The organism is Streptomyces sp. NPDC006624, from assembly GCF_040611555.1.
GTDB lineage: Bacteria > Actinomycetota > Actinomycetes > Streptomycetales > Streptomycetaceae > Streptomyces.
On the sequence record NZ_JBEXOM010000003.1, the window covers coordinates 375138 to 396847 of the forward strand.

The window sequence follows — 21710 nt, forward strand, 5'->3', positions numbered from 1 at the left end:
AGGTGGTGGCCGTGCTGACGGCGCTGTTCTGGGTGCTGGGCGTGCTCGCCCTGGCCGGAGCCGTGCTGGTGTTCACCTGCGACTCGATGGCACGGGTCACCTACGCACTGCTGGGCTCGCTGGTGTGCGTGGGCGGCGTGGTGGCGGTGCTCGGACTGCCCTACCTGGGCGTGGTCATCGTGCTGATGATGGTCATGGAGATGCTGATCATGGCCGTCTTCATGATCGCGTACATGATGAACCCGGCCGGCCTGATGCCGATGTCGATGCTGCATAACCGGGGCGGCGCGCTCGCCGCCGGCATCGCCCTCTTCGCGGCCCTGACGGCCGGGATCTGGCTGGTGCCGTGGCCGCGGCGCACGGGCGCGCGGCCCGCCGACACCACCTTCCAGCTGGGCGAGTCGCTGATGGTCGGCCAGATGCTGACCATGATCGTCCTCGGGGTGGCACTGCTCGCCACCATGGTCGCCTCCGTCGTCCTGGCCACCGGACGGGGGCGTTACGACCGCTTCGGCGACGACCTCGACCAGCGCCCGGCGCGCGATCCGGCGGGCGGGGGTGTGGGCCGGTGACGCTGGAGATCGTCCTGACGCTGGCGGCCGGGCTGTTCTCCGTCGGGCTCTTCGGAGCGCTGTCCCAGCAGTCCATCGTCATGATCATGATGGGCATCGAGCTGATGATCGGCGGGGTCGTCGTCGCGGCCGCCGCGTTATGGCGCCACCTCGCTCCCTCCACGGCGAGCGGACAGGTCGTCGTGGTGGCCGCGGTGGTCGCGATGGCCGTGGAGATGGCGGTCGGCTTCGCCGTCGTCACGGCCCTCTACCGGGCCCGGCAGGTGGACATGACCGACATGGCCGAGGACCTGAGGGGGTGATCCGGTGGGCGCGCTGCTGTGGCTGCTGATCGCGGTGCCGCTCGGTGCCGGGGCCGCGCTGGCGGCGGCCGGCCCGGCCGGCCGGCGGTACGCGCCCGCCGTCGGCCTGGCGGCGGGCACGGCGGTGCTGGGGACGGCGGTCGCGGTCGCCGCCGGACGGCCCTCGGTGAGCGCTCCGCTGTTCGCCGGGATGCGCGCCGGGCTGCGCGTGGACGGCCTGTCCGCGGTGCTGGTCGTCACGGTGGCCGCCGTCACCCTGTGCGTCCTGACCTACAGCGCGGCCGAGTTCGGCCGTGCGGCGGACGCGGGCCGCTTCTTCGGCCTGATGCTGCTGTTCGCCGGGTCCATGCTGGTGACGGTCACCGCGACCACGCTGCCGTTGCTGCTGATGGCGTGGGAGGTGATGGGCGCCACCAGCTGGGCGCTCATCGGCTTCCGGTGGCGTGAGCGGCACCGGGTGCGGGCCGCCGACACGGCGTTCCTGACCACCCGGACCGCCGACCTCGGCCTGTACCTCGCGGCCGGGGCCGCCGTGGCGGGCGGTGCCGGATCGCTGCGGCTGGACGCCCTGCCCGGCACGGACGGGCCGTGGCTGCACCTGGTCACCGCCGGGGTGATCGCGGCGGCCCTGGGCAAGTCCGCCCAACTGCCCTTCTCCTTCTGGCTGTCGCGGGCCATGGAGGGCCCCAGCCCTGTCTCGGCCCTGCTGCACTCGGCCGCGATGGTGGCCGCCGGCGGGTATCTGCTGCTGCGGGCCGAGCCGCTGCTGTCGGCCACCGGCTGGGCCGGGCCGCTGGTCGCCTGGGCGGGGGCCGTCACCGCGCTCGCCCTCGGCGTGGTGGCCGTGGCGCAGCGCGATCTCAAGCAGCTGCTGGCGGCTTCCACCAGCGCGCAGATCGGCTTCATCGTGCTGGCCGCCGGCTGCGCGGGGGTGGCGGGCGGCACCGCCCAGTTCGTCGCGCACGCCGCCGTGAAGGCGGGGCTGTTCCTGTGCGCCGGGGCGTGGCTGACCGTGCTGGGCACCCAGCGGCTCGGCGAACTGCGCGGCGCCGCCCGCGCCCAGCCGTGGGTCGGCGCCTGCTTCACCGTCGGCGCCCTGGCCCTGGCGGGCCTGCCGCCGCTGTCGCTGTGGGCCGCCAAGGACGAGGTCCTGGCCGCGGCACGCCACCAGAGCGGCGCACTGTACGGGGTCGGGATCGCGGCGGCCGCGGTCGCAGCCGTCTACAGCGCGAAGGCCCTGTGGTACGTGCTGGCCCCGGAGCCGGCCCCGGCCCAGGCCCCCGCTCCGGCATCGGCTCCGGCTCCGGCCCAGGCCCCGGCTCCGGAGCCGATGCCGGAGCGGGGGCGGGAGCCGATGTCGGAGCCGCAGCGGGGGCGGGAGCCGATGCCGATGCCGCAGCCGCAGCCGCAGCCGCAGCCGCAGCCGCAGCCGGAGCGGGAGTCGAGGCCGGGGCCGAAGCCGAGGCAGGCGCCGGACCAGGCCGGGCGGGCCGCCGGACGGCGAGGGCCCGCCGAGGGCGCGGAGGTCTCGCCGTCGGCCGGGCGGGCGGCGCGCCCGCGGACCGCACCCGCGGGCCTGCGATGGCCGCTGCTCCCCTTCGCTCTGGCCGCCGCGGCCCTGGGCGTGCTGGCGCTGCCCGGCCCCGCCGCCTGGCTGCGCGAGACCGTCGGGGCCGTCGGTGAACCCTCCCCGCGCCCCTGGGAGATGGCCCTGTCCGCCGCCGTCGCGCTCGCCGCCGCAGTGCTCGCCCTGTGGCGGCCACGAGCCGCAAGCATCCCCGCTTCGGCACGGCAGTTCGCCGGTCAGTGGCTGCACCTGGAACGGGCGGCGCACACCGTCCTCGTCCGCCCGGTGCTCTCCCTGGCCGGGTTCCTGGCCGCGTTCGACGACCGGATCGTGGACGGCGCCGTACGGCACACCGCACGCGGCGGCCTCGCCGCCGCGCGGCTCGCCCGACGGCTGGACGACGACGTCCTCGACGCCGCCGTGGGTTGGACGGCACGCGGCGGCGTGGCCCTGGGGCGGGTCGCCGGACGGCTGGACGACGCCGGGCTCGACGCGCTCGTGCGCTCCGTCGCCGCGGGCGCCCGACGGCTGGGGCGGTGGGCGCGCCGCCCGCAGACCGGCCTGCTGCACCAGTACTACGCCCAGGCCGCGGTCGGTTTCGCGGTGCTGACCCTGATCGTGTTGTTGGTGAGGTAATCCCTGTGCTGACCGTCGTCACCTTCCTGCCGCTCGCGGCCTGCGTCCTGCTGCTGCTCGTCCCCCCGGGCGTGCCGGCACGGGCCTTCACCTGGGTGTGGATCGCCGTCGCCACCGCCGACCTGGCGCTGGTGATCGCCCTGTGGGCCGGGTTCGACGCGGGCGGCGGTCTGCAGTACGAGCAGCGGGCGCGCTGGATGCCGACGGCCGGCGTCGGATACCACGTCGGCGTCGACGGCCTGTCCCTGCCGCTGGTCGCCATGACCTGCGTGCTGTTCCTCGCGGTCGCCGTCCACGCGCTGCGCGAGACGCGCCGGGTCCGGTCGTACGTCTGCCTGTTCCTGTTCCTGCAGTCCGTCTGCCTCGGGCTGTTCGTCGCGCAGGACCTGATCCTGTTCTTCCTCTTCTTCGACCTGTCGATCGTCGGCATGTTCTTCGTCATCGCCGGCTGGGGACACGGCGAACGGGCGCGGGCGGCGGCGCTGAAGTTCTTCCTGTACACCTTCGTCGGCTCCCTGGTCCTGCTGCTGGGCTTCATCGGCCTGTACCTGGCCGCCGACCCGCACACCTTCGACCTCGTCGACCTGGCCCGCGCCGACCCGCTGGCCGGACACGGCACCTGGGCGGCCCTGGTGCTGCTCGCCGTCGGGGTCGGACTCGCGGTGAAGACGCCGACCGTGCCCTTCCACACCTGGCTGCCCCCGGCCCACACCGAGGCGCCGGCCGCCGGGTCCGCGATCCTCGCCGGGGTGCTGCTGAAGATGGGCACCTACGGGTTCGTCCGCATCGCCATGCCGCTGCTGCCCGGCTCCTGGCGGGAGTACGCCGTGGTGTTCCTGGTCGTCGGCGCGGTCTCCGCCGTGTACGGCGCGCTGGTCGCCCTGGGGCAGACGGACTTCAAGCGCATGATCGCGTACACGTCCGTCAACCACATGGGGTACGTCATCCTCGCCGTCGGCGCCGCCGGCATGCTCGCCGGGACGGACGCGCAGGCCCGCTCCCTGGCCGTCACCGGCGCCGTCGTCCAGATGGTCAGCCACGGCCTGATCACCGGCGCGCTGTTCCTGCTGTCCGGCGTGCTGTACGACCGGGCCGGCACCTACGTCATCGACGCCTACTCGGGTCTGGCCGCGCCCTCCCCGCGGTTCGCGGCGCTGACCGTGCTGGCCGCCTTCGCCGGGCTGGGCATCCCCGGCTTCTCCGGGTTCATCGCCGAGTTCCAGATCTTCACGGGCAGCCTGGCCTCCCAGGCCGTGGCCACCGCCATCGCCCTGACCGGCATCCTCCTCACCGCCGCCCTGTTCCTGCGGGCCCTGCGGCAGATGCTCCTCGGACCCGTCCGGCTGCCGCCCACCGTCCGCACCGGCGGCTTCCCCGACCTCGCCGGCACCGAGACCGCCGCCATCGCCCCGCTGCTGGCGCTCGCCCTCGTCATCGGCGTACTGCCCCGGTTCCTGCTGGACGTGATCGAACCGGCCAGCCGCACCCTGGTGGGGCTGGTCGCCCGGTGAACAACAACCTCGCCGCGCTCCTGCCGGAGACCGCCCTGACCGCGGCCGCCGTCCTCGGCCTGCTCGCCGCCGGGTGGCTGCCCCGGCGCCGCCAGTGGGTCATCGGCGTGCTGGCCGCCGCGGCGTGCGCGACCGGGCTGGCCGCCACCGGGTACGGCATGGCCGTCGACGACGAACAAACCGTGTTCTCCGAGGCGTTCGCCGTCGACACCGCCACCGGCGTCGGCCGTCTCGTCGTCCTCGGGGCGCTGCTGCTGGTGCTCGCCATGTCCGTGGAAGGGGTGCGCGGCGACCGGCGGGAGGCCGAGTACTACGTCCTGCTGCTCCTGACCGGCGCCGGAACGCTCGCCATGATCGGCGCCAACGACCTGCTGATGCTGTTCGCGGGCTATCTGCTCGCGAGCATCCCCGCCTACGCGCTCGCCGGCTTCGCCAAGGACGGCGCCGGCACGGAAGCCGCCCTGAAGTACTACCTGATGGGCGCCCTGCTCGGCACGACCATGCTCGCCGGTGTCGCCCTGCTCTACGGCGCCGGCGAGGCCACCCTCTACCCGGACCTGCGCGACACGCTGCCCGGCGCCCCGTACGGCCTGGTCGCCGTCGGTCTCGTCGCCGTCCTGGCCGGGCTGCTGTTCAAGATCGGCGGGGTGCCCGCACACTTCTGGGTGCCCGACGTCACCGACGGCGCCACCGCTCCGATCGCCGCGTACGTCACCACGCTGCCCAAGATCGGCGGACTCGTCGCGGGTTTCCGGCTGCTGCACCAGGCGATGCCCGGCACCGACGTCAACTGGCCGCTGCTGCTGGCGATCCTCGCCGCCGCCTCCATGACGCTGGGCAACCTGGCGGCGTTCTTCCAGACCTCCGTCAAGCGCCTGCTGGCGTACTCGGCCATCAGCCAGGTCGGCTACCTGCTCATGGCGCTCGCCGTCGCCACCCGCAGCGACATCGCCCAGCGGGCCCTGCTGTTCTACCTGGCCGCGTACGCCGTGACCAACCTCGGCGCCTTCGCCGTCGTCACCGAACTGCCGCACGCCCGCACCCTGGACGACTACCGCGGGCTGGCCCGCCGCCGCCCGGCCCTGGCCGCCGTCCTCCTGGTCTGCCTGCTGGGCCTGCTCGGCACCCCGCCCACCGCGGTCTTCCTCGGCAAACTGGAGGTGTTCACCGCCGCCGTCGACGGCGGCTACACCTGGCTCGCCGCGCTCGCGGTCGCCAACACCGTGGCCTCGCTGTTCTACTACCTGCGCTGGCTCGGACCCCTCTTCCACAGCGCCCCCGGCGAGCAGCACGTCCGCGCCCAGGCCGTCGCGGGCCGCTGGTCGGCGGCCACCGCCTACACCGCCGCGACCGCCTCCCTCGCCCTCGGGCTCGCGGGCGGCGCCGTCCTCCCCCTGACCACCGGGGCCCTGCTGCGCTGAGACCTCCCGTCCCGACCCCGCACGCCTGCTGCGGCCCGCGGGAAAGGACCGGGCCACCCCGGCCCCGCGAGGGGGAGCGGGGTGGCCCGGCCGCAGGGGGTCAGCGGGTGAAGGTGACCCGGTGTTCCTTCAGGGAACCGCAGTTGGAGCCGTACACCTGGACGTAGGTGTTGGCGATGCTGCCGCCCCAGTCCACGCAGTGGCCCTTGCCCTGGACGTACGTCGGTCCGGCGTACGAGGTGAACAGGCCCTCGTCGTAGTGGCTCTCGTCGGTGTCCGGGACGTAGATCCACGCGGACATGTTCACGGCCTTGCCCGGGTTGTTGCGGATGGTCGCGACGCAGTTCTGGCCGTTGGAGGCGTTGTAGGTCAGGTAGACGGTGCCCAGCGAGCCGACGGCCGCCGAGTTGACCGTCTTGTAGGCGCTGCCGCACACCTTCTGCGGCGTGGTGTTGGGCGCGGCCGCGGCGGGCGACGCCAGGGTGGTCACGGTCCCCAGCGACAGCGCGGCCACAGCGGAACCGGCCAGGACGGAACGGGTGAATCTCATATTTCCCCCATGCAACTCTTCGAGGTGGTTGCTCCTGCAGGGTGTGACCCGCGGGGTGCCCGAAGGGTTGTGCGCCATTTCCCCTGGAAACAGAGCGAGTTGAGGGAGGCGTGCCGCGAGGGGCGCGTCCGGGGCGCGCGTCCAGGCCGCAGGCGCCGCGGGAGCGCCCCTCGGTGAACGGCCGAGGATGCCCATACCGCGTCGGCTTTACTCACGGGTCATCCGGAGCACACGCGAGATCCAGAGGATCTGCGCAGGGGTGTCACACAGGCTGCACACGGCCCCGCCAAAGTCTCGTTAGCGTTACGGCTCGCTCCCCCATGCGAACGTGAACCAGGCGGCGGCCGAGCCGCCCGAACAGCCAGATCGGGAAGACCACACATGGACTACTGCACCTCGTGCCGCCGGCACCTCAACGGCGCCTTGGTCTGCCCGGGGTGCGGCGCCTACGCCCCGGACATCGACCCCTGTGCCGTCGACCGCCCCGGCCCGGCTCCCGCGCCCGCCATGGCCTCGGGCGGAGCCGCCGCAGGGGAGTACGCGGCCGGCCCCGGCACTGGCCACGGCGCCGGCACCTGGCACGACGGGACCGTGTGGGACGACGCCCCCGGCGCCGGCACGCGGACGGCGCACGACGCGCCCCAGGGCCACGAGCCCCAGCCCTTCGATCCGTCGGGCGGCGACGACTCCCCGGAGAGCGGTCCCCGCGACGGCTACCGGGCCCGCCCGCAGGGCCGGGCCGCGCGGCGGCGGCAGATGGCCCGCTGGAAGAAGAACCAGCGCCGTGCCGTGGTCGCGACCGCCGTGGCGCTCGTCGGGGGCGGTCTGACCGTCACCGCGATGAGCGGGAACGCCGGCCCCGGCGTGCAGGCGGCCACCACGCCCGGGGACCGGCCCATGGGCGGCGCGGGCGACCAGGCGCACCCCGACGCCGAACCCGCCACCCCGCGGCACGACACCCCTGCCTCCTCGCCCACCCCCACCGAGCCGCCGCAGACCGCGCGCACGTCGGAACGGCAGCCGTCCCGGGACGCCGAGCCCCGCACCACGCCCGTGAACACCCGGACCGACGCCGCCACCGCCTCCACGCCCCGCGAGCTGCCGCTGACCACCGCGCCGCGCCGCAGCGCCCCCGACACAGCCCCCGCCGGCGACGGCGCGTCCGCGTCGAAGCCCACGCAGCAGGCGGCACCGCCGGCCGACACGTCCGGCGCGGACGCGCAGCAGCCCGCGGACTCCGCGACGCCTCCGTCCGAGACCGGCTCCACTCCGCCCGCGACGTCACCCTCCGACTCCACGTCCAAGGAGCTGTGCCTGCTCGTGATCTGCCTCGGCGGCTGAGCCGGAACCGGTGGCCGCGGCGGCAGGCCGCCCATGACCGGATGGGCGGCTGCTCCGTGCCCGACGGATGCGGACGACGCGCCCGAGGCTGCCCCCGGGTGACCGCAACCATGGTGACCAACAAGGGAGTTGGTGCCGGGCGGCCGTCGTGTCCGCACCCGGGGTCCCTCAAGCCGCCCATCCCCTGACGGACGTCCCCCGGCCCGGCCCCGCCGCCTCCGCGGCAAGCGGAATCCGCCCTACAATCCTGGCGACCAAACCGGGGGCGTCAGCAGCGGGGGAGTCCGCGTGGAAACCATCATCGTGCAGTTGCCCGGGCCCACCCCATGGGGTGCGGTCGAGACGGGCAGTCCCGAACTGATCCATCTGGGGCCGGGGGACATCGCCGACTTCGGCCGCGGCACGTCCGGCGGCTCGGCGTCGCGCATCGTCCTGACCGACCCGGGTGTCTCCCGCCACGCCGGGCAGCTGGAGGCCGCCGGGGACTACTGGCGGCTGTCCAACTTCAGCCGCAGCGTCTCGTACGTCGTGGAGAACCTGGAAGGGGCCGGCGAGTACCTCACCGTCGCGCCCGGGCGGCTCGGGGCGCCCGTGCCGTTCGAGTTCTCGCGGGTGGTGCTGCCGGCCCTGTCCGGCACCGCCGCGTTCAAGGTGTTCGCGCCCCAGCACGCCTACCTCGGCGAGCAGTCCGCACCCGGCGGCGGCGAACAGACCGTGCATCCCTTCGCCCTGGACCCCACGTCGAAGTACTTCCTCGTCCTGGTGGCCCTGTGCGAACCCCGGCTCCGTGACCCCTCCGACTCGGCACTGCCCGGCGTGGGGCAGCTCGTGGAGCGGCTGCGGCCGCTGGAGTCCTGCCGGGACCTGACCCGCTCGGCGGTCAACTACCACATCGACTACCTGGCCTTCGCCAAACTGCGCCTGGACCTCGGCGAGGACGCGGCCACCGGGACCGACGGCGGCCGCACCGGCGCCAAGCGCAGCCGGCTCGCCTCGGTCGCCCTGCGCTTCGGCCTCGTGCGCGAGGAGCACCTCGCCCTGCTGCCGCCCCGCAACGCCGGCCGTCCCGCCCCGCAGGGGGCCGGAGCATGAGCTCCGGACCGGGCGCCGTGGACGACGAGTTGGAGGCGCCGCGGCCCCGGCTCCCGGAGGGCTTCCGGATCGAGGGCTGGGAAGTGGGCGCGGTCATCGGTTCCGGCGGCTGGGGAACCGTGTACGAGGCCCGGGCGGTCGACGGTGGCCCGCCCGCGGCGGTGAAGGTGCTGCCCACCGGCTCCCTGGGCCCGGGCCAGCGCGTCGCGCTCGGCGAACTCGTGGAGCGCGAGGTGCGGTTCAGTGCCGAGGCCGATCACCCGCACCTCGTGCGCACCCACGCCGTGTGCACCGTCGACGCACCCGAACTGCCCGAGCTGGACGGGGCGATCGCGCTCGTCATGGACCGGGCCGACGCCAGCCTGAAGGACGTGCTCGACGCCGCCGCGACGGGCGAGCCGGTCGGCGACGCCGGGCGGATCCTGCGCGGTGTCGCCGCCGGACTCGCCCACATGCACGCCGCCGGCTGGGTGCACGGCGACCTCAAACCCGCCAACGTGCTGCTGGGCCCCGACGGGCAGGTGCGGCTGGCCGATTTCGGGCTGGCCACCGAACTCGACGGCACCCACGCCCACATGCCGCCGCTCGGCACGCTCGACCACCTGCCGCCCGAGTGGTGGTCGCAGCGCACCGGCACCCAGGGCGCGGTCGTCCGCCCCACCGCCGACATCTGGGCCTTCGGCGTCCTCGCCCACCAGGTCCTCACCGGCGGCCTGCACCCCTTCCCCGGCGCCACGGCCCGGGCCCGTTCGCTCGCCGCCCAGACCTACGCCCGCGGCTCCGCGCCCCTGCGGCTCGGCACCGGCCTCGACGACGACCTGCGGCGGCTGATCGCCGACTGCCTGGCACCGGACCACACCGCCCGCCTGCCCCACACGGCGGACACCGTCGCCGCCCGGGTCGAGGCCCTGACCCGCGGTCCGGCTCCCCGCCCCAGACGTCTGGTGCCCGCCGTCGCCGCCGGGCTCGTCGTCCTGACGGCGGGGGCCGTCGCCGGGGTGGCACTGCTCGGCGGGGGCGGAGGCGGGGGAGACGACGGCCGGGCCGGCGACCGGGGCCGGAGCACCCCCGCCGCCTCCGGGACCCCGCGCCCCGCACCCGGTGAGATCCCGGCGGACTCCGACGTGCCGAAGTCGCTGCGTCCGGTCATCACCCGCGCCGCCCACCGCTGCACCGACGAGGAGATCACGCCCGCCCTGCTCGCCGCGCTGGTCAAGGCGGAGAGCGGCTTCGACCGGAACGCCTCCCGCCCGCAGAACGACGAGTACGGCATCGCCATGTGGACGCCCTCGGTGTTCCGGGCCTGGGCGGTGGACGGGGACGGCGACGGCGACAAGGACCACATGTCGCCGCCCGACGCGATCGCCACCATGAGCGGGTACGTGTGCTGGCTCGACCAGCGCTTCAAGGAGGCCGGACTGCCCGAGCGGGACCTGCCCGCCCTGGTCGCGGCCGGTTACCGCACCAGCGACCGCACGGTCATCGAGGAGGGCGGTGTCCCCGAACGGGTACGGCCGCACGTGGACAAGGTGCTGCGCTACCTCGCCGAGTACCAGGGCTGAGCGCCCCGCCACGGGAACGGGAACGGGAACGGGAACGGGGACTTGCACGGCAACGGGGCTTGAACGGGACGGGGCCAGGGCGGAGGGACACCGACGCGAGCGGTGGGCGGAGCCCGCACGGGCCCGCCCACCGCTCGTCCCCCGTTCCCGTCACGGCCGCGCCGCGGCGCACTCCGGGACGTCCGGCAGCCGGTTGTCCGGCGAGCTGACGTAGATGTTCGACATGTAGCCGCCGTACTGGGGCAGATAGGCCCACCAGTCGTTGGTGTAGGGCGGCACGGAGACCTCCTGGCCGCGCACCTGGCAGCCCACCAGCACCTCGGCCCCGGCCGGGAGCCGGGTGATCCGGTCGTCGCCCGTGGCCGGGCCCGTGCGGACGTTCACCGACTCGCCCCAGGTGCCGAACCAGGACCCGGCGGGCCGCGTCGCACCCGGCACGTTCAGCGAGCGCGTCAGCCGGCCGATGTCCGTGTACGCCTTCCCGTACGGCGTGCCCACCGGGTGCAGCGTCAGCACGGCCACGACCGCCCGGTCGTCCGCGCCCACCGTGCCGGTGGTGTGCAGGGCGGGCCGGGTCAGATCCACGTCGGCGGCGGCGCGCGGAGCCGGGCCGGATACGGTCCCGTTTCCGGCCGGAGCGGCGCCCTGCCGGCCGCAGTCCTGCTCCCCGTAGCGCCCGGACCAGCCCTGCTTCACCGCCCAGGGGCGGTCGAACGACCCCGCGATGCCGAAGTGCTGGTCGAAGTGGTCGGTGGAGGAACAGCGCGTGGAGCGGCGCAGGTTGTCCATGACGAAGTCGCGGACGGGTGCGGGCGCCTTCTCCAGGACGTACCGGTAGATCGTCACCGTGTCGCGGGCGGAGAGCGCGGTGTAACCCCAGAAGCCCTCGTACCCGGCGGGCGGCGGCGCGGTGTCGCGCAGGCCGAGCCGGGCGGTCATCCGGTCGATGATCGCCGAGCCTCCATACGCCGACCAGTAGTGGTCCGCGGCGTCGTCGTCACTGCTGCGCAGCATCGGCTCCAGCCGGGCGCGGTCGGCCGCGGGAACGGAGTAGCCGGGCCCGCGGTTCCAGAGGAAGTCCAGCGTCAGCAGCAGCTTCACCACCGAGGCGGACCTGAACCGCGCGCTCTCGTTGACCTGCTCGGTGAACGCGCCCGTCGCGCGGTCGAAGACGGCGACGCCTGCGGTCACGCCCTCCGGGATCTGTGCCGCAGGCGCCACCCGCGCGGTCCCCTCGCTCTGGCCCGGCCGGGGGTGTGCCGCGGCACCGCTCGTGAGCGACCCGACCGTGACGAGGGTCGCGAGCGCGGCGGCGCCGCGCAGCAGCATGCGCATGATTGCCCTTCCTGGATCGCCGGGTGGTCCGGCGGGGGCCGGGGCCCGCGGCGGGTCACCGGATGAAGGCCGGTGACCCGCCGCGGACTTGTGAGGAGGGAAGTGGCTCAGCAGTCCGGTACGCCGGCGATCTTCTCGCCGCCCCGGATGTACAGGTTGTTCACCCAGGCGATGTCGCTGCCGGAGAACTCCATGACGGCCGTCCACCAGTTGTTGGTGCCGACGGCCGGGTCGCGCACGGTCTGGCCCTGCTTCTGGCACACGGCGTCCGCCCACCACTGCGAACGGACCGCGAGCCGCGGGGACTCGGTGGTCGGCTGCTGGCGCAGGTTGACGTCGGTGGCCCAGATGTAGACGTCGGTCAGGGCCGGGTCGCCGCCGTCGGCGACGGCCGGGGCCGCCTGGGCCGTGGTGGCGAGCCCGCCGGCGGCGAGCGCGGCCACGGCGAGGCCCAGGGCGGCACGGCTGATCAGTCGCTTCATGTGTCTGTCCCCCGTGGGAAGGTGATGAGCAGGGTGTGGTCGGGCGTGGTCACGGCCCGGGTCAGCAGCGCGCCGAGGCCGGCAGATCGCCGTACTCGTCGCCCTTGAGGTACAGGGCGCTGACGTAGCCCTCGAGGAGCTTCACCCAGACGTCGTTGCTGTAGCCGTTGTCGGTGATGCGCTCACCGCGGGTCCAGCAGTAGGCGCCGAGCGGCTGGCCCGCCGGAACCGTGGTGATCTTTCCGTAGGAAGTGCCGGGTCCCGTGCGGACGTTGACCGCCTCGTACGGCACGACCGCGTACGGCGCCGCCAGGACACGGGCGCCGCCCTGCTCCCCGGCGGTGGCGGCGGAGGCCGTCCCGGCGGTGAGCGGTCCGAGCAGCGCGAGCGCGCCGGCGCCGACGAGCGCGGCCTTGGCGGCGATGCGAATGGACATGTCGAGATCCCCCTGATGCGTGCTGTGACCGGTGCTCAGCACTGTAGGGAGACCGGCGGCGGCACGGTCCTGACACCTGTCAGGACCGTGCCGCACGACGGGACACGGCAGAGCGGCCGGACGCGCGCCCCGATACGGCCGAAAACCGCTCGACGCCCCCGGTGGCCCCTGTCTACGATCCACGGCGCGGCATCGCGTGCCGGTCACCGGCCGGGTGAGGCATGGAGGCGCCGCGGAGATGCCCGTGGAGGCATTCAACCGTGTCAGTCGAGTTCAATCACACCATCGTCCTGTCCCGTGACCGGGAGGAGTCCGCTCACTTCGTCGCGGAGATCCTGGGACTGGAGGTCGGGGCACCGACCGGGGTCTTCCTGCCGGTGACGACCGCCAACGGCGTCACGCTGGACTTCCTCACCATCGACGCCGACATCCCCATGCAGCACTACGCGTTCCTCGTCTCCGAGGACGAGTTCGACCAGGCCCTCGAACGCCTCGTCAAGGCCCGCGTCCCCATCCAGGCCGACCCGCACGGCAACCACCCGCGCCGCATCAACCGCAACGACGGCGGCCGCGGCGTCTACTTCCTCGACCCGGCCGGCCACGGCCTGGAAATCCTCACCCGCCCGTACGGCACGGACCCGTCCTCACCCCTGAACGGGGTCACGGAGGACGTGCCCGGGGCGGTCTGAGACGAGGTCCGACGGCCGGGGCGGAGGCTGCTCGCGGCTTCGCCCCGGCCGTCCGACGGTCCGAGCAGCGACGGTGCGGTTCCGTGCCGACGCACCCTCGGTCCGCGGTCGTCCCCGGCGTCTAGGAACGCGCGCGATCCGGCGACCGGTCGTCGGGGATCCGGGTGCGGTGGGGGAGCAGGACCGGGGTGGCCAGGAGGAGCGCGCCGGCGAGGGCGATGGCCGTGCGGGGGTCCGTCAGTGCGGCCAGTGACCCCCACAGCGCGGTCAGGGCCGCCGTGGTGGCCTTGCCGGTGGCCGACCAGGCGGCCAGGACGCGGGTGGTGCGGTCCTTCGGGGCCCGTTCGAGGCGGTACGTCGCCAGCACCGGGTTGAAGACGCCGCAGCAGGTGATCAGTCCGAGTTCCAGGATCGTCACCAGCGCCAGTCCGGCGGGGCCGGGGCCCGTGAAGGCCAGTCCGATCGGCCAGCAGACGCGCAGCAGCCCGGACGCGTACAGCACGCGCCGTCCGCCGAAGCGGGTGACGAGCCGGGGTGCCAGCCGGGAGCCGAGCAGGCCGCCGGTGCAGGGCACCGCGAAGGCGAGCGCGTACTGCCAGGGTGCGAAGTGCAGGTCGCCGACCATCAGGACCAGGAGAGGCGGGGAGGCCGCCATGATCAGCGCGTTGACCAGGACCGTGTTGAGGAAGAGCGGGCGCAGGACCGGATCGGACAGGATGTGGCGCCAGCCGGCGAGGAGGTCGCCGGGCCGGGGGCGCACGGAGGCGGGTCCGGGGCGGGGCGGGGGGTTCTCGTGCCCACCGATCGCGTGGATGCCCGCCGCCGACAGCAGGTAGCTCACCGCGTCGGCCGCCACGGTCGCCACCGGCCCCAGCAGCCCGATCGCGGCCCCGCCCAGCGGCGGCCCGGCCATGCTCGCCGTCCAGGCCGTCGCCTCGAACCGCCCGTTCGCGAGGAGCAGGTCCCGCCGCGGCAGCAGGTCCTTCAGGAACGCCCCGGCCGCCGCGTGGAACGTGATGTCGGCCGCCGCGACGGCCACGGACACCAGCAGCAACTGGGCGAAGCCCAGGCGGTCCAGGGCGAACGCCACCGGGACGCTCAGCAGAACCGCGCAGCGGACCAGGTCCGTCGCGATCATCACCGGCCGTTTGCGGCGGACCTCCACCCACGGCCCGAGCGGCACCGACACCGCCGCGCCCACGGCGGGCCCCACCGCCGCCAGCAGCGACACCTGCGCCGGTCCGGCGTCCAGCACCAGCACCGCGATCAGGGCGAACGCGTCGAACGCCAGCCACGTACCGGCCGTACTGACCGCGTACGCCCCCCACAGCCATCCGAACCGCCGCCCCAGCGACCGACTGCCCGCCATGCCCGGCGCACGCTCCCCGCTCCCGAGGCCGGTCCGGTACCGGCCGGGAGCCATCCAAGCGAGGAGCGGGCGGGCCGATCAAACAACCGCTCGTCACCCGGGCACAACCACCCGTTGTGCCCCGGCGTCAGGAGGGAAACGGAGGGCTCAGCGCTGGTAGAGCCCCACCAGCGTGCCGTCCGCGAGGCGGCGCTTCTCCACCTCCTCGTGGACCTGGTCGGCGCGGGGCGCGTCGGGCAGGACGCACGGTTCCGACAGGGCGTACAGGCGGAAGAAGTAGTGGTGCGCGTCGTCGCCCGGCGGGGGATGCGGGCCGCCCCAGCCCGGCTGCCCGTAGCCGTTGACGAGTTCCGTGCCGCCCGGTGGGCAGTGCCCGGCCTCGACGCCGTCGCTGTGCGGGTCGATGCCGACCACGACCCAGTGCGCGAAGGTGCCCGACGGGGCGTCGGGATCCTCGCAGAGCAGGACCAGTTCGGACGCGTCGTCCGGTACGCCGCTCCAGGTCAGCGGCGGAGAGACGTTGGGTCCCTCGTACGCGTACCGGCGCGCGATGAAGGAGTGGTCGTTGAACGCGTTGCTGCGCAGTTCGATGCCGGTCATACGGCCCGGAGTACCCCCGCGGGACGCGCACATGCGGTTCGGGAGCCGCCTCCCGGGCACCCGTGAGGTTTCGGGGGCGCGTCCGGGAGGACCGCCCCGCCCCCGCCCGCACCGCCCGGCTGCGCAGCCGCATCCCCGAGCCCGGCGAGAAACCCGGCCTCCTCGGCCGGTACCTCAGTCAGACCGCCGCGACCCCGCTGCCCACCGCCGAGGACGAGGTGCGCCTGGCCCGGCCGCTCGTGGCTGGCGTGCGGGCCAGGGAGGAACTGGAGCGGGCCGACGCCGGCGAAGCCGCTCTCACGCCCGGGCGGCGCCGGCGAGCCGCTGCCACGACCGGGCGGCGCCGGAAACGGGAGGAGACCGCCCGGGACGGGCCGGCCGCCGAGGACCACATGGTCCGGGCCGATCTCCGGCTCGTCGTGTCGGGGGAGAAACGCCACGCCCACTGCGGCCTGCCCCTGCCGGCGCGCCTACCGGGCGCGCACCGGGAGCACCAGTGAACCGTCCGCGTCCAGTACCAGCCCCGGCCCGCCGCTGATCCGGTTCAGCGTCCGGCACAGCCACTCCCGGTCCTCCCCGGACGCCGGTTCCAGGCGCATCCGGCGCGCCCGGAACGGCACCATCCGCAGCCCGGCCAGCCGCCCGCTGTCCGCCTCGACCGAGACGAGGTAGGCCAGCCGCAGGTCGTCGCGGAACTCCTCGTAGCCGGAGATGCCCTCGTAGTCGTCCACGAAGTCCCCGCACCCGTACAGGATCAGCCGGCCCTGGTACACCTCCAGCGGACGGGCATGGTGCGAGGAGTGCCCGTGGACGACGGCGGCCCCGCCGTCCACCAGGGCGTGCGCGAAACGCACCTGCTCCCGGGGCACGTGATAGCCCCAGTTGGAGCCCCAGTGCACGGACACCACGGTGAGCCCACCGGCCTGCCCGGTCCGCCGCGCCACGGCGTCGGCCGCGGCCGGCGAGAGGTCGGGCACGTAGGCCACGCCGGGACGGTCCGCCGTCGCCGCCCAGCCGGGCGGGATCCCGCTGGAACGGGCGCCGAGCGCGGACACCCCGAGCCGGCGGCCACCGGGCAGGGGCACCGTGACGGGCGCGTACGCCTCGCCGGCGTCACGTCCCGCGCCCGCGGTCCGCAGACCGGCCCGGGCCAGCACGTCCAGCGTCTCCAGCAGGCCGGGGCGTTCGAAGTCCAGGACGTGGTTGTTGGACAGGACCGTCACGTCGGGCCGGGCCACGGCCAGGGCCGCGAGGTTGGCCGGGTTCATCCGGTAGTGGATCTCCTTGCCGCGGGCGAACATGCCGCAGCGCGTCACGGACGTCTCCAGGTTCACGATCCGGGCGTCCGGGGCGGTCTCCTCCAGCATCCGCAGAGCCTCGCCCCACGGCCAGGACGGCCCGGCGGGCGCGGGCACCGGGCCGTGCACCGACTCCGCCAGCCGGACGTAGGTCCGCGCGTCGTCGACGTACGCCTCCCGCAGTGCCGGCTCACCGGGGTGCGCCAGGATCTGGTCGACGCCGCGCCCGAGCATCACGTCACCGCACAGGAACAGCGTCACGACGTCGCCGCCCACTCCTCCACCCTAGGGCTGTGGCCGGACTCCCGTCTGCCCCGCGACGCCCGGCACGCCCTGGCGAGGGCGGGCGGTCAGGCGTCGACGCGTACCGCGCACGACCAGCCGTACGGACCCGGCCCGATCCGCAGCCGGTCCCAGGCCACCGCCGTCGGAACCGGCCCGGTGATCTCCACGTCCGCGAGGCCCGCGACCGCCAGCCGGACGTCCAGGCCGCCGTCCGCGTCGTCCGCCTCCACGTCCACGGGCACCCGGCCGTCCTCCTCCAGCCGGAGGATCACCTCGTCGAGCAGCGCCGCGAGCAGGTCGTCGTCGCTGGCCTCGGCCAGCCGGACCCGGTCCACCGCGGTGGGCCGCACCCCGGACAGGTCGGCGAAGCACTCGACCATCCCCAGGACGGCCTCCGCCAGGCAGTGCTCCCGGCACGCCGCCCACGCCTCGATCCGGATGTCGCCCGGGCGCCGCACCGCCCGATGCCCGGATGCGCCCGGCTGCCGGTCCTGTCCGCCCTCGCTCATGTCACCGCCCATCACCCACGCCTGCCCGGGGCTCGCGCCGGCATGCGGCCCCGAACGGGTGTCACAGCGGCTCGTCCGCCGCATAGGGCGGCGCCGGGTCGTACTGGATGTACCGGCGCACGGCCCGCGCGTGGTCCCGGCCGTGCAGCCGGCCGACGAGCCACAGCGCGCTGTCGATCCCGGCGGAGACACCCTGGCTGGTGATCAGACCGCCGTCGACCACGTAGCGCGCGTCCCGCACCACCGTCACCTCGCCCCGCGCCTCCAGGGCGTCCTCGTGGCTCCAGTGGGTGGCCACCCGGCGTCCGCGGGCGGGTCCGGCCGCGTGCAGCAGGAACGCGCCGGTGCACACGCCGTGCACCCACGCGGCCTGCCCCGCGGTCTTCGCGATCCAGTCGGTGACCACCCGGTTGTGGACCTGCACCTCGCGTGCCCCCCGGCCGCCCGGCACGTGCAGCACGTCCAGGGGCGGATGGTCGTCGAGGGTGTGGTCGGGCAGGACGCGCAGGCCCTTGCTGCAGCGCACGGGACCGGGGTGCTCGGCGACGAGCACGGCCCGGTCGGTGCCCCCGCGCAGGCGGGCGGAGACGGTGAACACCTCCCAGGGGCCCACGAAGTCGAGCTCCTCGGCTTCCTCGAAGACCAGCAGGCCGTAGGTCGTCATACGGGTTCTCCTCACTCGGGAACGGGGTGGGCGTCCGGCTCGGTGCGGACGCCCGCGGGGTGCGCGGTGGAGCGGAAACGGGCGCGGTAGTCCGACGGCGCGACGCCGAACCGGCGGTGGAACGTGCGGCGCAGGGTCTCCGCGGTGGCGAAGCCGTAGCGGCGGGCGATCGCCTCGACCGGTTCGTCGCCCTCGGTGAGCGCGCGCTGGGCCGCCTCGACCCGCACCCGCTCGACGTACGCGGCCGGCGGCACGCCCAGTTCGGCGGTGAACCGGCGCTGCAGGTGACGGGGGCTCAGCCCGGCGCGGGCGGCGAGGTGGGCGATGTCGTGCCGGGCACCCGGCTCGGCGTGGATCGCGGAGACCGCGGCCCGCACGGGGTCCGTCGCCGGCTGCCGCGACCACAGCGCCACGCTGAACTGCGACTGGCCGCCCGGGCGGCGCAGGAACAGCACCAGCCGGCGGGCCACCGCGTGCGCGACGTCCCTGCCCAGGTCGTCCTCGACCAGGGCGAGCGCCAGGTCCATCCCGGCCGTCACCCCTGCCGACGTCCACACCCGCCCGTCCCGCACGAAGATCGGGTCGCAGTCCACCCGCACCTCGGGGTGCTCCCGGGTCAGCTGCTCCTCCCGGCCCCAGTGCGTGGTGACCCGGCGCCCGTCCAGCAGGCCGGCCGCCGCCAGCAGGAACACCCCGCTGCACACCGAGGCCACGCGCCGGGCACCGGCCGCCGCGGCCGCGATCCAGGCGACCAGCGCCTCGTCCTGCCGGGCCCGGTCGACGCCCTGGCCGCCGGCCACCACGAGGGTGTCCGTCCCGGCCGGATCGAGGTCCGCCACGCCGTGCCCGGCGTGCACGAGCAGCCCGCTCTCGGACACGACCGGCCCCGCCCGGGCCGCCAGGACCACGCAGTCGTAGCCGCCCGCGCTGTGGAACACCTCGTGCGGGCCGGTGAGGTCGAGCGGCTGGAAGCCGTCGAAGACGACGAAGACGACACGGCGATCGGTCACCCCTCCACGCTCCGGCGTCCGGCGTCATGGCGTCAACGACACACACCCCACCGATCGCGCCATCGCCTCCCGCCCTTGGCCCGGCGAACCCCGCTCGGCGTGCATCGCGGGGCGGCCCGCGGGGTACGCGGGACGCGGACCGAGGTCCCGTCCGTCGTGCGGGAAGCGGAGGTGACCGTCATGCGGTTCCGTGATCGCCGGCACGCCGGCGAGGCGCTCGCCGAGGCGCTGCGCGCACGGCGGAACGAGGGAGCACTGACCGACCCCGTGGTGCTCGCGCTGCCGCGCGGCGGGGTCGCCGTGGCGCGCGAGGTGGCCGCCGCGCTGCACGCCCCGCTCGACGTGCTCGTCGTACGGAAGATCGGCGCGCCCTTCCAGGAGGAGCTGGGGGTCGGCGCGATGGCCGGCGACGAGGTGCCGCTCCTCGACCACGACATACTGCGGCACCTGGGCATCGACGAGGCCGCCCTGGCCCCCGTCATCGAGCGGGAACGCGTCGAACTGCGCCGCCGCGAGCGGCTGTACCGGCAGGGACGCCCCGCGCCCGGGCTGCGCGGACGGACCGTGATCGTCGTCGACGACGGCCTCGCGACCGGCTCCACCGCCCGCGCCGCGGTGCGCGCCGTCCGCCGCCAGGACCCCGCACGCGTGCTGCTGGCCGCGCCGGTGTGCTCACGCGAAGGGGCCGAGCTGCTGCGCGCCGAGGCCGACGAGGTGATCTGCCTGCACCGGCCGGCCGCGTTCCGGGCCGTGGGCCTCTGGTACGAGGACTTCGACCAGCTGACCGACCAGGACGTCCTGGAGGCGCTGCACGCGTGGCGCTGAGCGACCCGTGCACCCGGCAGGGCACCGGGCCGCGGTCAGACGACGCCGTCCGCGCGCAGCGCCGCCACCTCCTCGCCGGTGCGGCCCAGTTCGGTGAGGATCGCGTCGGTGTGCTCGCCCACCGCGGGCACGGGGTCCATGCGCGCCGGCAGGCCCGCGAGGTCGGCCGGCGGGAGCAGCGCCTCCACCGTGGCGCCCGGCACGCCGACCTCGGTCCAGCGGCCGCGGGCGGCCAGCACCGGGTGGTCGAGGAACGCGGCGACGTCGTTCACCCCCGCACAGGCGATGCCCAGGCCCTCCAGCTCCGCGAGGATCTCCCCGGAACCGGAGCGGGCGCAGCGCCCGGCGACGATCGCGTCGAGTTCCTCGCGGTGGGAGACGCGGTCGGAGGCGGTGGCGAACCGCGGCTCGGCGGCGAGTTCCGGCCTGCCGAGGAAGCCGGTGCACAGGGCCGCCCACTCGCGTTCGTTCTGGATGGACAACAGCACCTCCTTGCCGTCGGAAGCCGGGTACGTCCCGTACGGCGCGATGGTGGCGTGCCGGGTGCCGATGCGCGGGGGCTGGGTGCCGCCGTGGCGGGTGTAGTAGGCGGGCTGGCCCATCCACTCCGCGAGCGCCTCGAACAGGGAGACCTCCACGGGGTGGGCCTCGCCGCCGACGGCACGGGTGTACAGGGCCGTGAGGATGCCGCTGTACGCGTACATCCCGGCGGCGATGTCGGCCACGGAGATGCCGGTCCGGGCGGTTGCCTCCGGGGTGCCCGTCAGGGACACCAGGCCGGTCTGGCACTGCACGAGCAGGTCGTAGGCCTTGCGGTCGGCCCAGGGGCCGGTGGTGCCGTAGCCGGATATCGTGCACGGGATCAGCCGGGGGCGGCGGCCGGTGACGGCGGCGGCGTCCAGGCCGAGCCGGGCGGCGGCGCCCGGGGCGAGGTTCTGCACGAACACGTCGGCGCCGTCGAGGAGGTCGTCGAGGATCTCCCGGCCGCGGGGGTCCTTCAGGTCCAGCGTCAGGGACTCCTTGGAGCGGTTGAGCCAGACGAAGTAGCTGGAGTGGCCGTGCACGGTGGTGTCGTACCGGCGGGCGAAGTCACCGCCGCCGGGCCGCTCGACCTTGATCACCCTGGCCCCGAGGTCGGCGAGCTGCCGGGTCGCGTAGGGCGCGGCCACGGCCTGCTCCAGGCTGACCACCGTGACCCCGGACAGGGGGTACCGCTGCACGCTCATGCCTCAGGCTCCTGATCTCCGCGGGGAAGGCGCCCGGACAGTGTCTCCCAGGAGGGGGTGCGCGGGGCGGGCCGGCCGGCGCGATACGGATCACGCCGGCCGGCGCGGACCGCTCAGCGGCTCGCCGCGCCCGACCGGCCCGGAACGGAACCGGCGTGCGGCCCGCCGCGGGAGACCACCCGCGTCCCGCAGCCGTCGACGACCCGGACCTGCAGCGAGCCGCACCCGCAGCGCGTCCACTCCGTACGGCCCGTCGCGGTGGTGTGCCGGGAGAGCACCCGGAACGGCTCGGCGCCGTCCGGCCAGCCGCAGTGCGGGCAGACCGTGCCGGTGGTGCTGGTCATGACTGACTCCTCGTCCGTCGTGGCTGGTTGACCGTCGCGACACAGCCAGGGTGCGCCCGGAGATCCGTACACGTCCAGGTTGAC

At 74.9% G+C, this 21710-nt stretch carries 22 protein-coding genes and 1 pseudogene; 11 read left to right on the forward strand and 12 right to left on the reverse strand.

The annotated features are described in order from the left end of the window. The first annotated feature begins 11 nt into the window (after positions 1-11). From ABZY20_RS08045 to ABZY20_RS08065, 5 genes are read left to right on the forward strand one after another with little or no spacing between them, the layout of a single operon-like run. Positions 12-572 (forward strand): NADH-quinone oxidoreductase subunit J, encoded by a 561-nt coding sequence (locus tag ABZY20_RS08045; protein WP_356438679.1) that lies wholly within the window; start codon positions 12-14, stop codon positions 570-572. Then, positions 569-874 (forward strand): NADH-quinone oxidoreductase subunit K, encoded by a 306-nt coding sequence (locus ABZY20_RS08050; RefSeq protein WP_356438204.1) that lies wholly within the window; start codon positions 569-571, stop codon positions 872-874. Before ABZY20_RS08045 ends, ABZY20_RS08050 begins: the two co-directional genes overlap by 4 nt. A 4-nt stretch (positions 875-878) precedes the next feature. Beyond that, positions 879-3077 carry a proton-conducting transporter membrane subunit gene (locus ABZY20_RS08055; RefSeq protein WP_356438207.1) on the forward strand — a complete coding sequence of 733 codons (2199 nt, stop codon included), beginning with the start codon at positions 879-881 and terminating at the stop codon, positions 3075-3077. Between the two features lie 5 nt (positions 3078-3082). After that, positions 3083-4588, forward strand: a complete 1506-nt coding sequence (locus tag ABZY20_RS08060) for an NADH-quinone oxidoreductase subunit M (protein WP_356438210.1) — start codon at positions 3083-3085, stop codon at positions 4586-4588. After that, a complete protein-coding gene (locus ABZY20_RS08065) occupies positions 4585-6009 on the forward strand; it encodes an NADH-quinone oxidoreductase subunit N (protein WP_356438212.1) in 1425 nt (474 codons plus the stop codon). The genes ABZY20_RS08060 and ABZY20_RS08065 overlap by 4 nt, the downstream gene beginning before the upstream one ends. A gap of 100 nt (positions 6010-6109) precedes the next feature. On the opposite strand, the gene ABZY20_RS08070 is transcribed toward ABZY20_RS08065, so the two are convergent. Continuing rightward, a complete protein-coding gene (locus tag ABZY20_RS08070; protein ID WP_356438215.1) occupies positions 6110-6559 on the reverse strand; it encodes a spore-associated protein in 450 nt (149 codons plus the stop codon). 381 nt (positions 6560-6940) lie between these two features. Here ABZY20_RS08070 and ABZY20_RS08075 point away from each other — a divergent pair, with 381 nt between their 5' ends. From ABZY20_RS08075 to ABZY20_RS08085, 3 genes are all read left to right on the forward strand, one after another. Continuing rightward, positions 6941-7900: a hypothetical protein gene (locus ABZY20_RS08075; protein WP_356438216.1), complete on the forward strand. Its 960-nt coding sequence runs from the start codon at positions 6941-6943 to the stop codon at positions 7898-7900. 288 nt (positions 7901-8188) lie between these two features. Then, positions 8189-8992: a serine/threonine protein kinase gene (locus ABZY20_RS08080; protein WP_356438219.1), complete on the forward strand. Its 804-nt coding sequence runs from the start codon at positions 8189-8191 to the stop codon at positions 8990-8992. Next, complete coding sequence (locus ABZY20_RS08085) at positions 8989-10554, forward strand: serine/threonine-protein kinase (RefSeq protein ID WP_356438221.1); 1566 nt, start codon at positions 8989-8991, stop codon at positions 10552-10554. Before ABZY20_RS08080 ends, ABZY20_RS08085 begins: the two co-directional genes overlap by 4 nt. 150 nt (positions 10555-10704) lie before the next feature. Here the strand turns inward: ABZY20_RS08085 and ABZY20_RS08090 are convergent, their stop codons facing one another. From ABZY20_RS08090 to ABZY20_RS08100, 3 genes are all read right to left on the reverse strand, one after another. Next, positions 10705-11889 carry a hypothetical protein gene (locus tag ABZY20_RS08090; RefSeq protein ID WP_356438224.1) on the reverse strand — a complete coding sequence of 395 codons (1185 nt, stop codon included), beginning with the start codon at positions 11887-11889 and terminating at the stop codon, positions 10705-10707. A 107-nt stretch (positions 11890-11996) separates the two neighbouring features. Then, a complete protein-coding gene (locus ABZY20_RS08095) occupies positions 11997-12371 on the reverse strand; it encodes a peptidase M23 (RefSeq protein ID WP_356438227.1) in 375 nt (124 codons plus the stop codon). Between the two features lie 61 nt (positions 12372-12432). Next, positions 12433-12807 (reverse strand): SH3 domain-containing protein, encoded by a 375-nt coding sequence (locus tag ABZY20_RS08100; protein WP_356438230.1) that lies wholly within the window; start codon positions 12805-12807, stop codon positions 12433-12435. Between the two features lie 260 nt (positions 12808-13067). On the opposite strand from ABZY20_RS08100, the gene ABZY20_RS08105 reads away from it, so the two are divergent. Beyond that, complete coding sequence (locus tag ABZY20_RS08105; protein WP_356438232.1) at positions 13068-13496, forward strand: VOC family protein; 429 nt, start codon at positions 13068-13070, stop codon at positions 13494-13496. Positions 13497-13617: 121 nt separating this feature from the next. Here ABZY20_RS08105 and ABZY20_RS08110 read toward each other — a convergent pair whose 3' ends face one another. After that, on the reverse strand, positions 13618-14865 hold the full coding sequence (locus tag ABZY20_RS08110; protein ID WP_356438234.1) for an MFS transporter: 1248 nt from the start codon (positions 14863-14865) through the stop codon (positions 13618-13620). Positions 14866-15012: 147 nt separating this feature from the next. Then, a complete protein-coding gene (locus ABZY20_RS08115) occupies positions 15013-15465 on the reverse strand; it encodes a YbhB/YbcL family Raf kinase inhibitor-like protein (RefSeq protein ID WP_356438237.1) in 453 nt (150 codons plus the stop codon). 62 nt (positions 15466-15527) lie between these two features. Here ABZY20_RS08115 and ABZY20_RS08120 point away from each other — a divergent pair. Beyond that, a pseudogene (locus ABZY20_RS08120) lies at positions 15528-15926 on the forward strand (sigma-70 factor domain-containing protein); the annotation flags it as partial. A 9-nt stretch (positions 15927-15935) separates the two neighbouring features. Here the strand turns inward: ABZY20_RS08120 and ABZY20_RS08125 are convergent. The 4 genes from ABZY20_RS08125 to ABZY20_RS08140 all read right to left on the reverse strand — a co-directional run bounded on the left by ABZY20_RS08125 (position 15936) and on the right by ABZY20_RS08140 (position 19231). Beyond that, positions 15936-17039 carry a CapA family protein gene (locus ABZY20_RS08125; RefSeq protein ID WP_356438240.1) on the reverse strand — a complete coding sequence of 368 codons (1104 nt, stop codon included), beginning with the start codon at positions 17037-17039 and terminating at the stop codon, positions 15936-15938. 74 nt (positions 17040-17113) lie between these two features. Beyond that, entirely contained in the window at positions 17114-17569 is a 456-nt protein-coding gene (locus tag ABZY20_RS08130) for an archease (RefSeq protein ID WP_356438242.1), read from the reverse strand. A 49-nt stretch (positions 17570-17618) separates the two neighbouring features. Next, positions 17619-18221 (reverse strand): DJ-1/PfpI family protein, encoded by a 603-nt coding sequence (locus ABZY20_RS08135; protein WP_356438245.1) that lies wholly within the window; start codon positions 18219-18221, stop codon positions 17619-17621. Between the two features lie 11 nt (positions 18222-18232). Further along, positions 18233-19231 carry a DJ-1/PfpI family protein gene (locus ABZY20_RS08140; RefSeq protein ID WP_356438248.1) on the reverse strand — a complete coding sequence of 333 codons (999 nt, stop codon included), beginning with the start codon at positions 19229-19231 and terminating at the stop codon, positions 18233-18235. Between the two features lie 180 nt (positions 19232-19411). Between ABZY20_RS08140 and ABZY20_RS08145 the strand changes: the two genes are divergently transcribed. After that, positions 19412-20056, forward strand: a complete 645-nt coding sequence (locus ABZY20_RS08145) for a phosphoribosyltransferase family protein (RefSeq protein WP_356438251.1) — start codon at positions 19412-19414, stop codon at positions 20054-20056. Positions 20057-20091: 35 nt separating this feature from the next. On the opposite strand, the gene ABZY20_RS08150 is transcribed toward ABZY20_RS08145, so the two are convergent. Together ABZY20_RS08150 and ABZY20_RS08155 are read right to left on the reverse strand one after the other, a co-directional pair. Next, entirely contained in the window at positions 20092-21282 is a 1191-nt protein-coding gene (locus ABZY20_RS08150) for a CaiB/BaiF CoA-transferase family protein (protein ID WP_356438254.1), read from the reverse strand. Positions 21283-21395: 113 nt separating this feature from the next. Continuing rightward, positions 21396-21626 (reverse strand): hypothetical protein, encoded by a 231-nt coding sequence (locus ABZY20_RS08155; protein WP_356438257.1) that lies wholly within the window; start codon positions 21624-21626, stop codon positions 21396-21398. Between the last annotated feature and the right edge of the window lie 84 nt (positions 21627-21710).

Excerpts from the sequence above, each read along its gene's own strand:
- ABZY20_RS08070 (WP_356438215.1), bottom strand. The coding sequence starts at position 6,559 with ATGAGATTCACCCGTTCCGTCCTGGCCGGTTCCGCTGTGGCCGCGCTG.
- ABZY20_RS08075 (WP_356438216.1), top strand. The coding sequence starts at position 6,941 with ATGGACTACTGCACCTCGTGCCGCCGGCACCTCAACGGCGCCTTGGTC.
- ABZY20_RS08085 (WP_356438221.1), top strand. The coding sequence starts at position 8,989 with ATGAGCTCCGGACCGGGCGCCGTGGACGACGAGTTGGAGGCGCCGCGG.
- ABZY20_RS08090 (WP_356438224.1), bottom strand. The coding sequence starts at position 11,889 with ATGCGCATGCTGCTGCGCGGCGCCGCCGCGCTCGCGACCCTCGTCACG.
- ABZY20_RS08095 (WP_356438227.1), bottom strand. The coding sequence starts at position 12,371 with ATGAAGCGACTGATCAGCCGTGCCGCCCTGGGCCTCGCCGTGGCCGCG.
- ABZY20_RS08100 (WP_356438230.1), bottom strand. The coding sequence starts at position 12,807 with ATGTCCATTCGCATCGCCGCCAAGGCCGCGCTCGTCGGCGCCGGCGCG.
- ABZY20_RS08110 (WP_356438234.1), bottom strand. The coding sequence starts at position 14,865 with ATGGCGGGCAGTCGGTCGCTGGGGCGGCGGTTCGGATGGCTGTGGGGG.
- ABZY20_RS08115 (WP_356438237.1), bottom strand. The coding sequence starts at position 15,465 with ATGACCGGCATCGAACTGCGCAGCAACGCGTTCAACGACCACTCCTTC.
- ABZY20_RS08130 (WP_356438242.1), bottom strand. The coding sequence starts at position 17,569 with ATGGGCGGTGACATGAGCGAGGGCGGACAGGACCGGCAGCCGGGCGCA.
- ABZY20_RS08135 (WP_356438245.1), bottom strand. The coding sequence starts at position 18,221 with ATGACGACCTACGGCCTGCTGGTCTTCGAGGAAGCCGAGGAGCTCGAC.
- ABZY20_RS08145 (WP_356438251.1), top strand. The coding sequence starts at position 19,412 with ATGCGGTTCCGTGATCGCCGGCACGCCGGCGAGGCGCTCGCCGAGGCG.
- ABZY20_RS08150 (WP_356438254.1), bottom strand. The coding sequence starts at position 21,282 with ATGAGCGTGCAGCGGTACCCCCTGTCCGGGGTCACGGTGGTCAGCCTG.
- ABZY20_RS08155 (WP_356438257.1), bottom strand. The coding sequence starts at position 21,626 with ATGACCAGCACCACCGGCACGGTCTGCCCGCACTGCGGCTGGCCGGAC.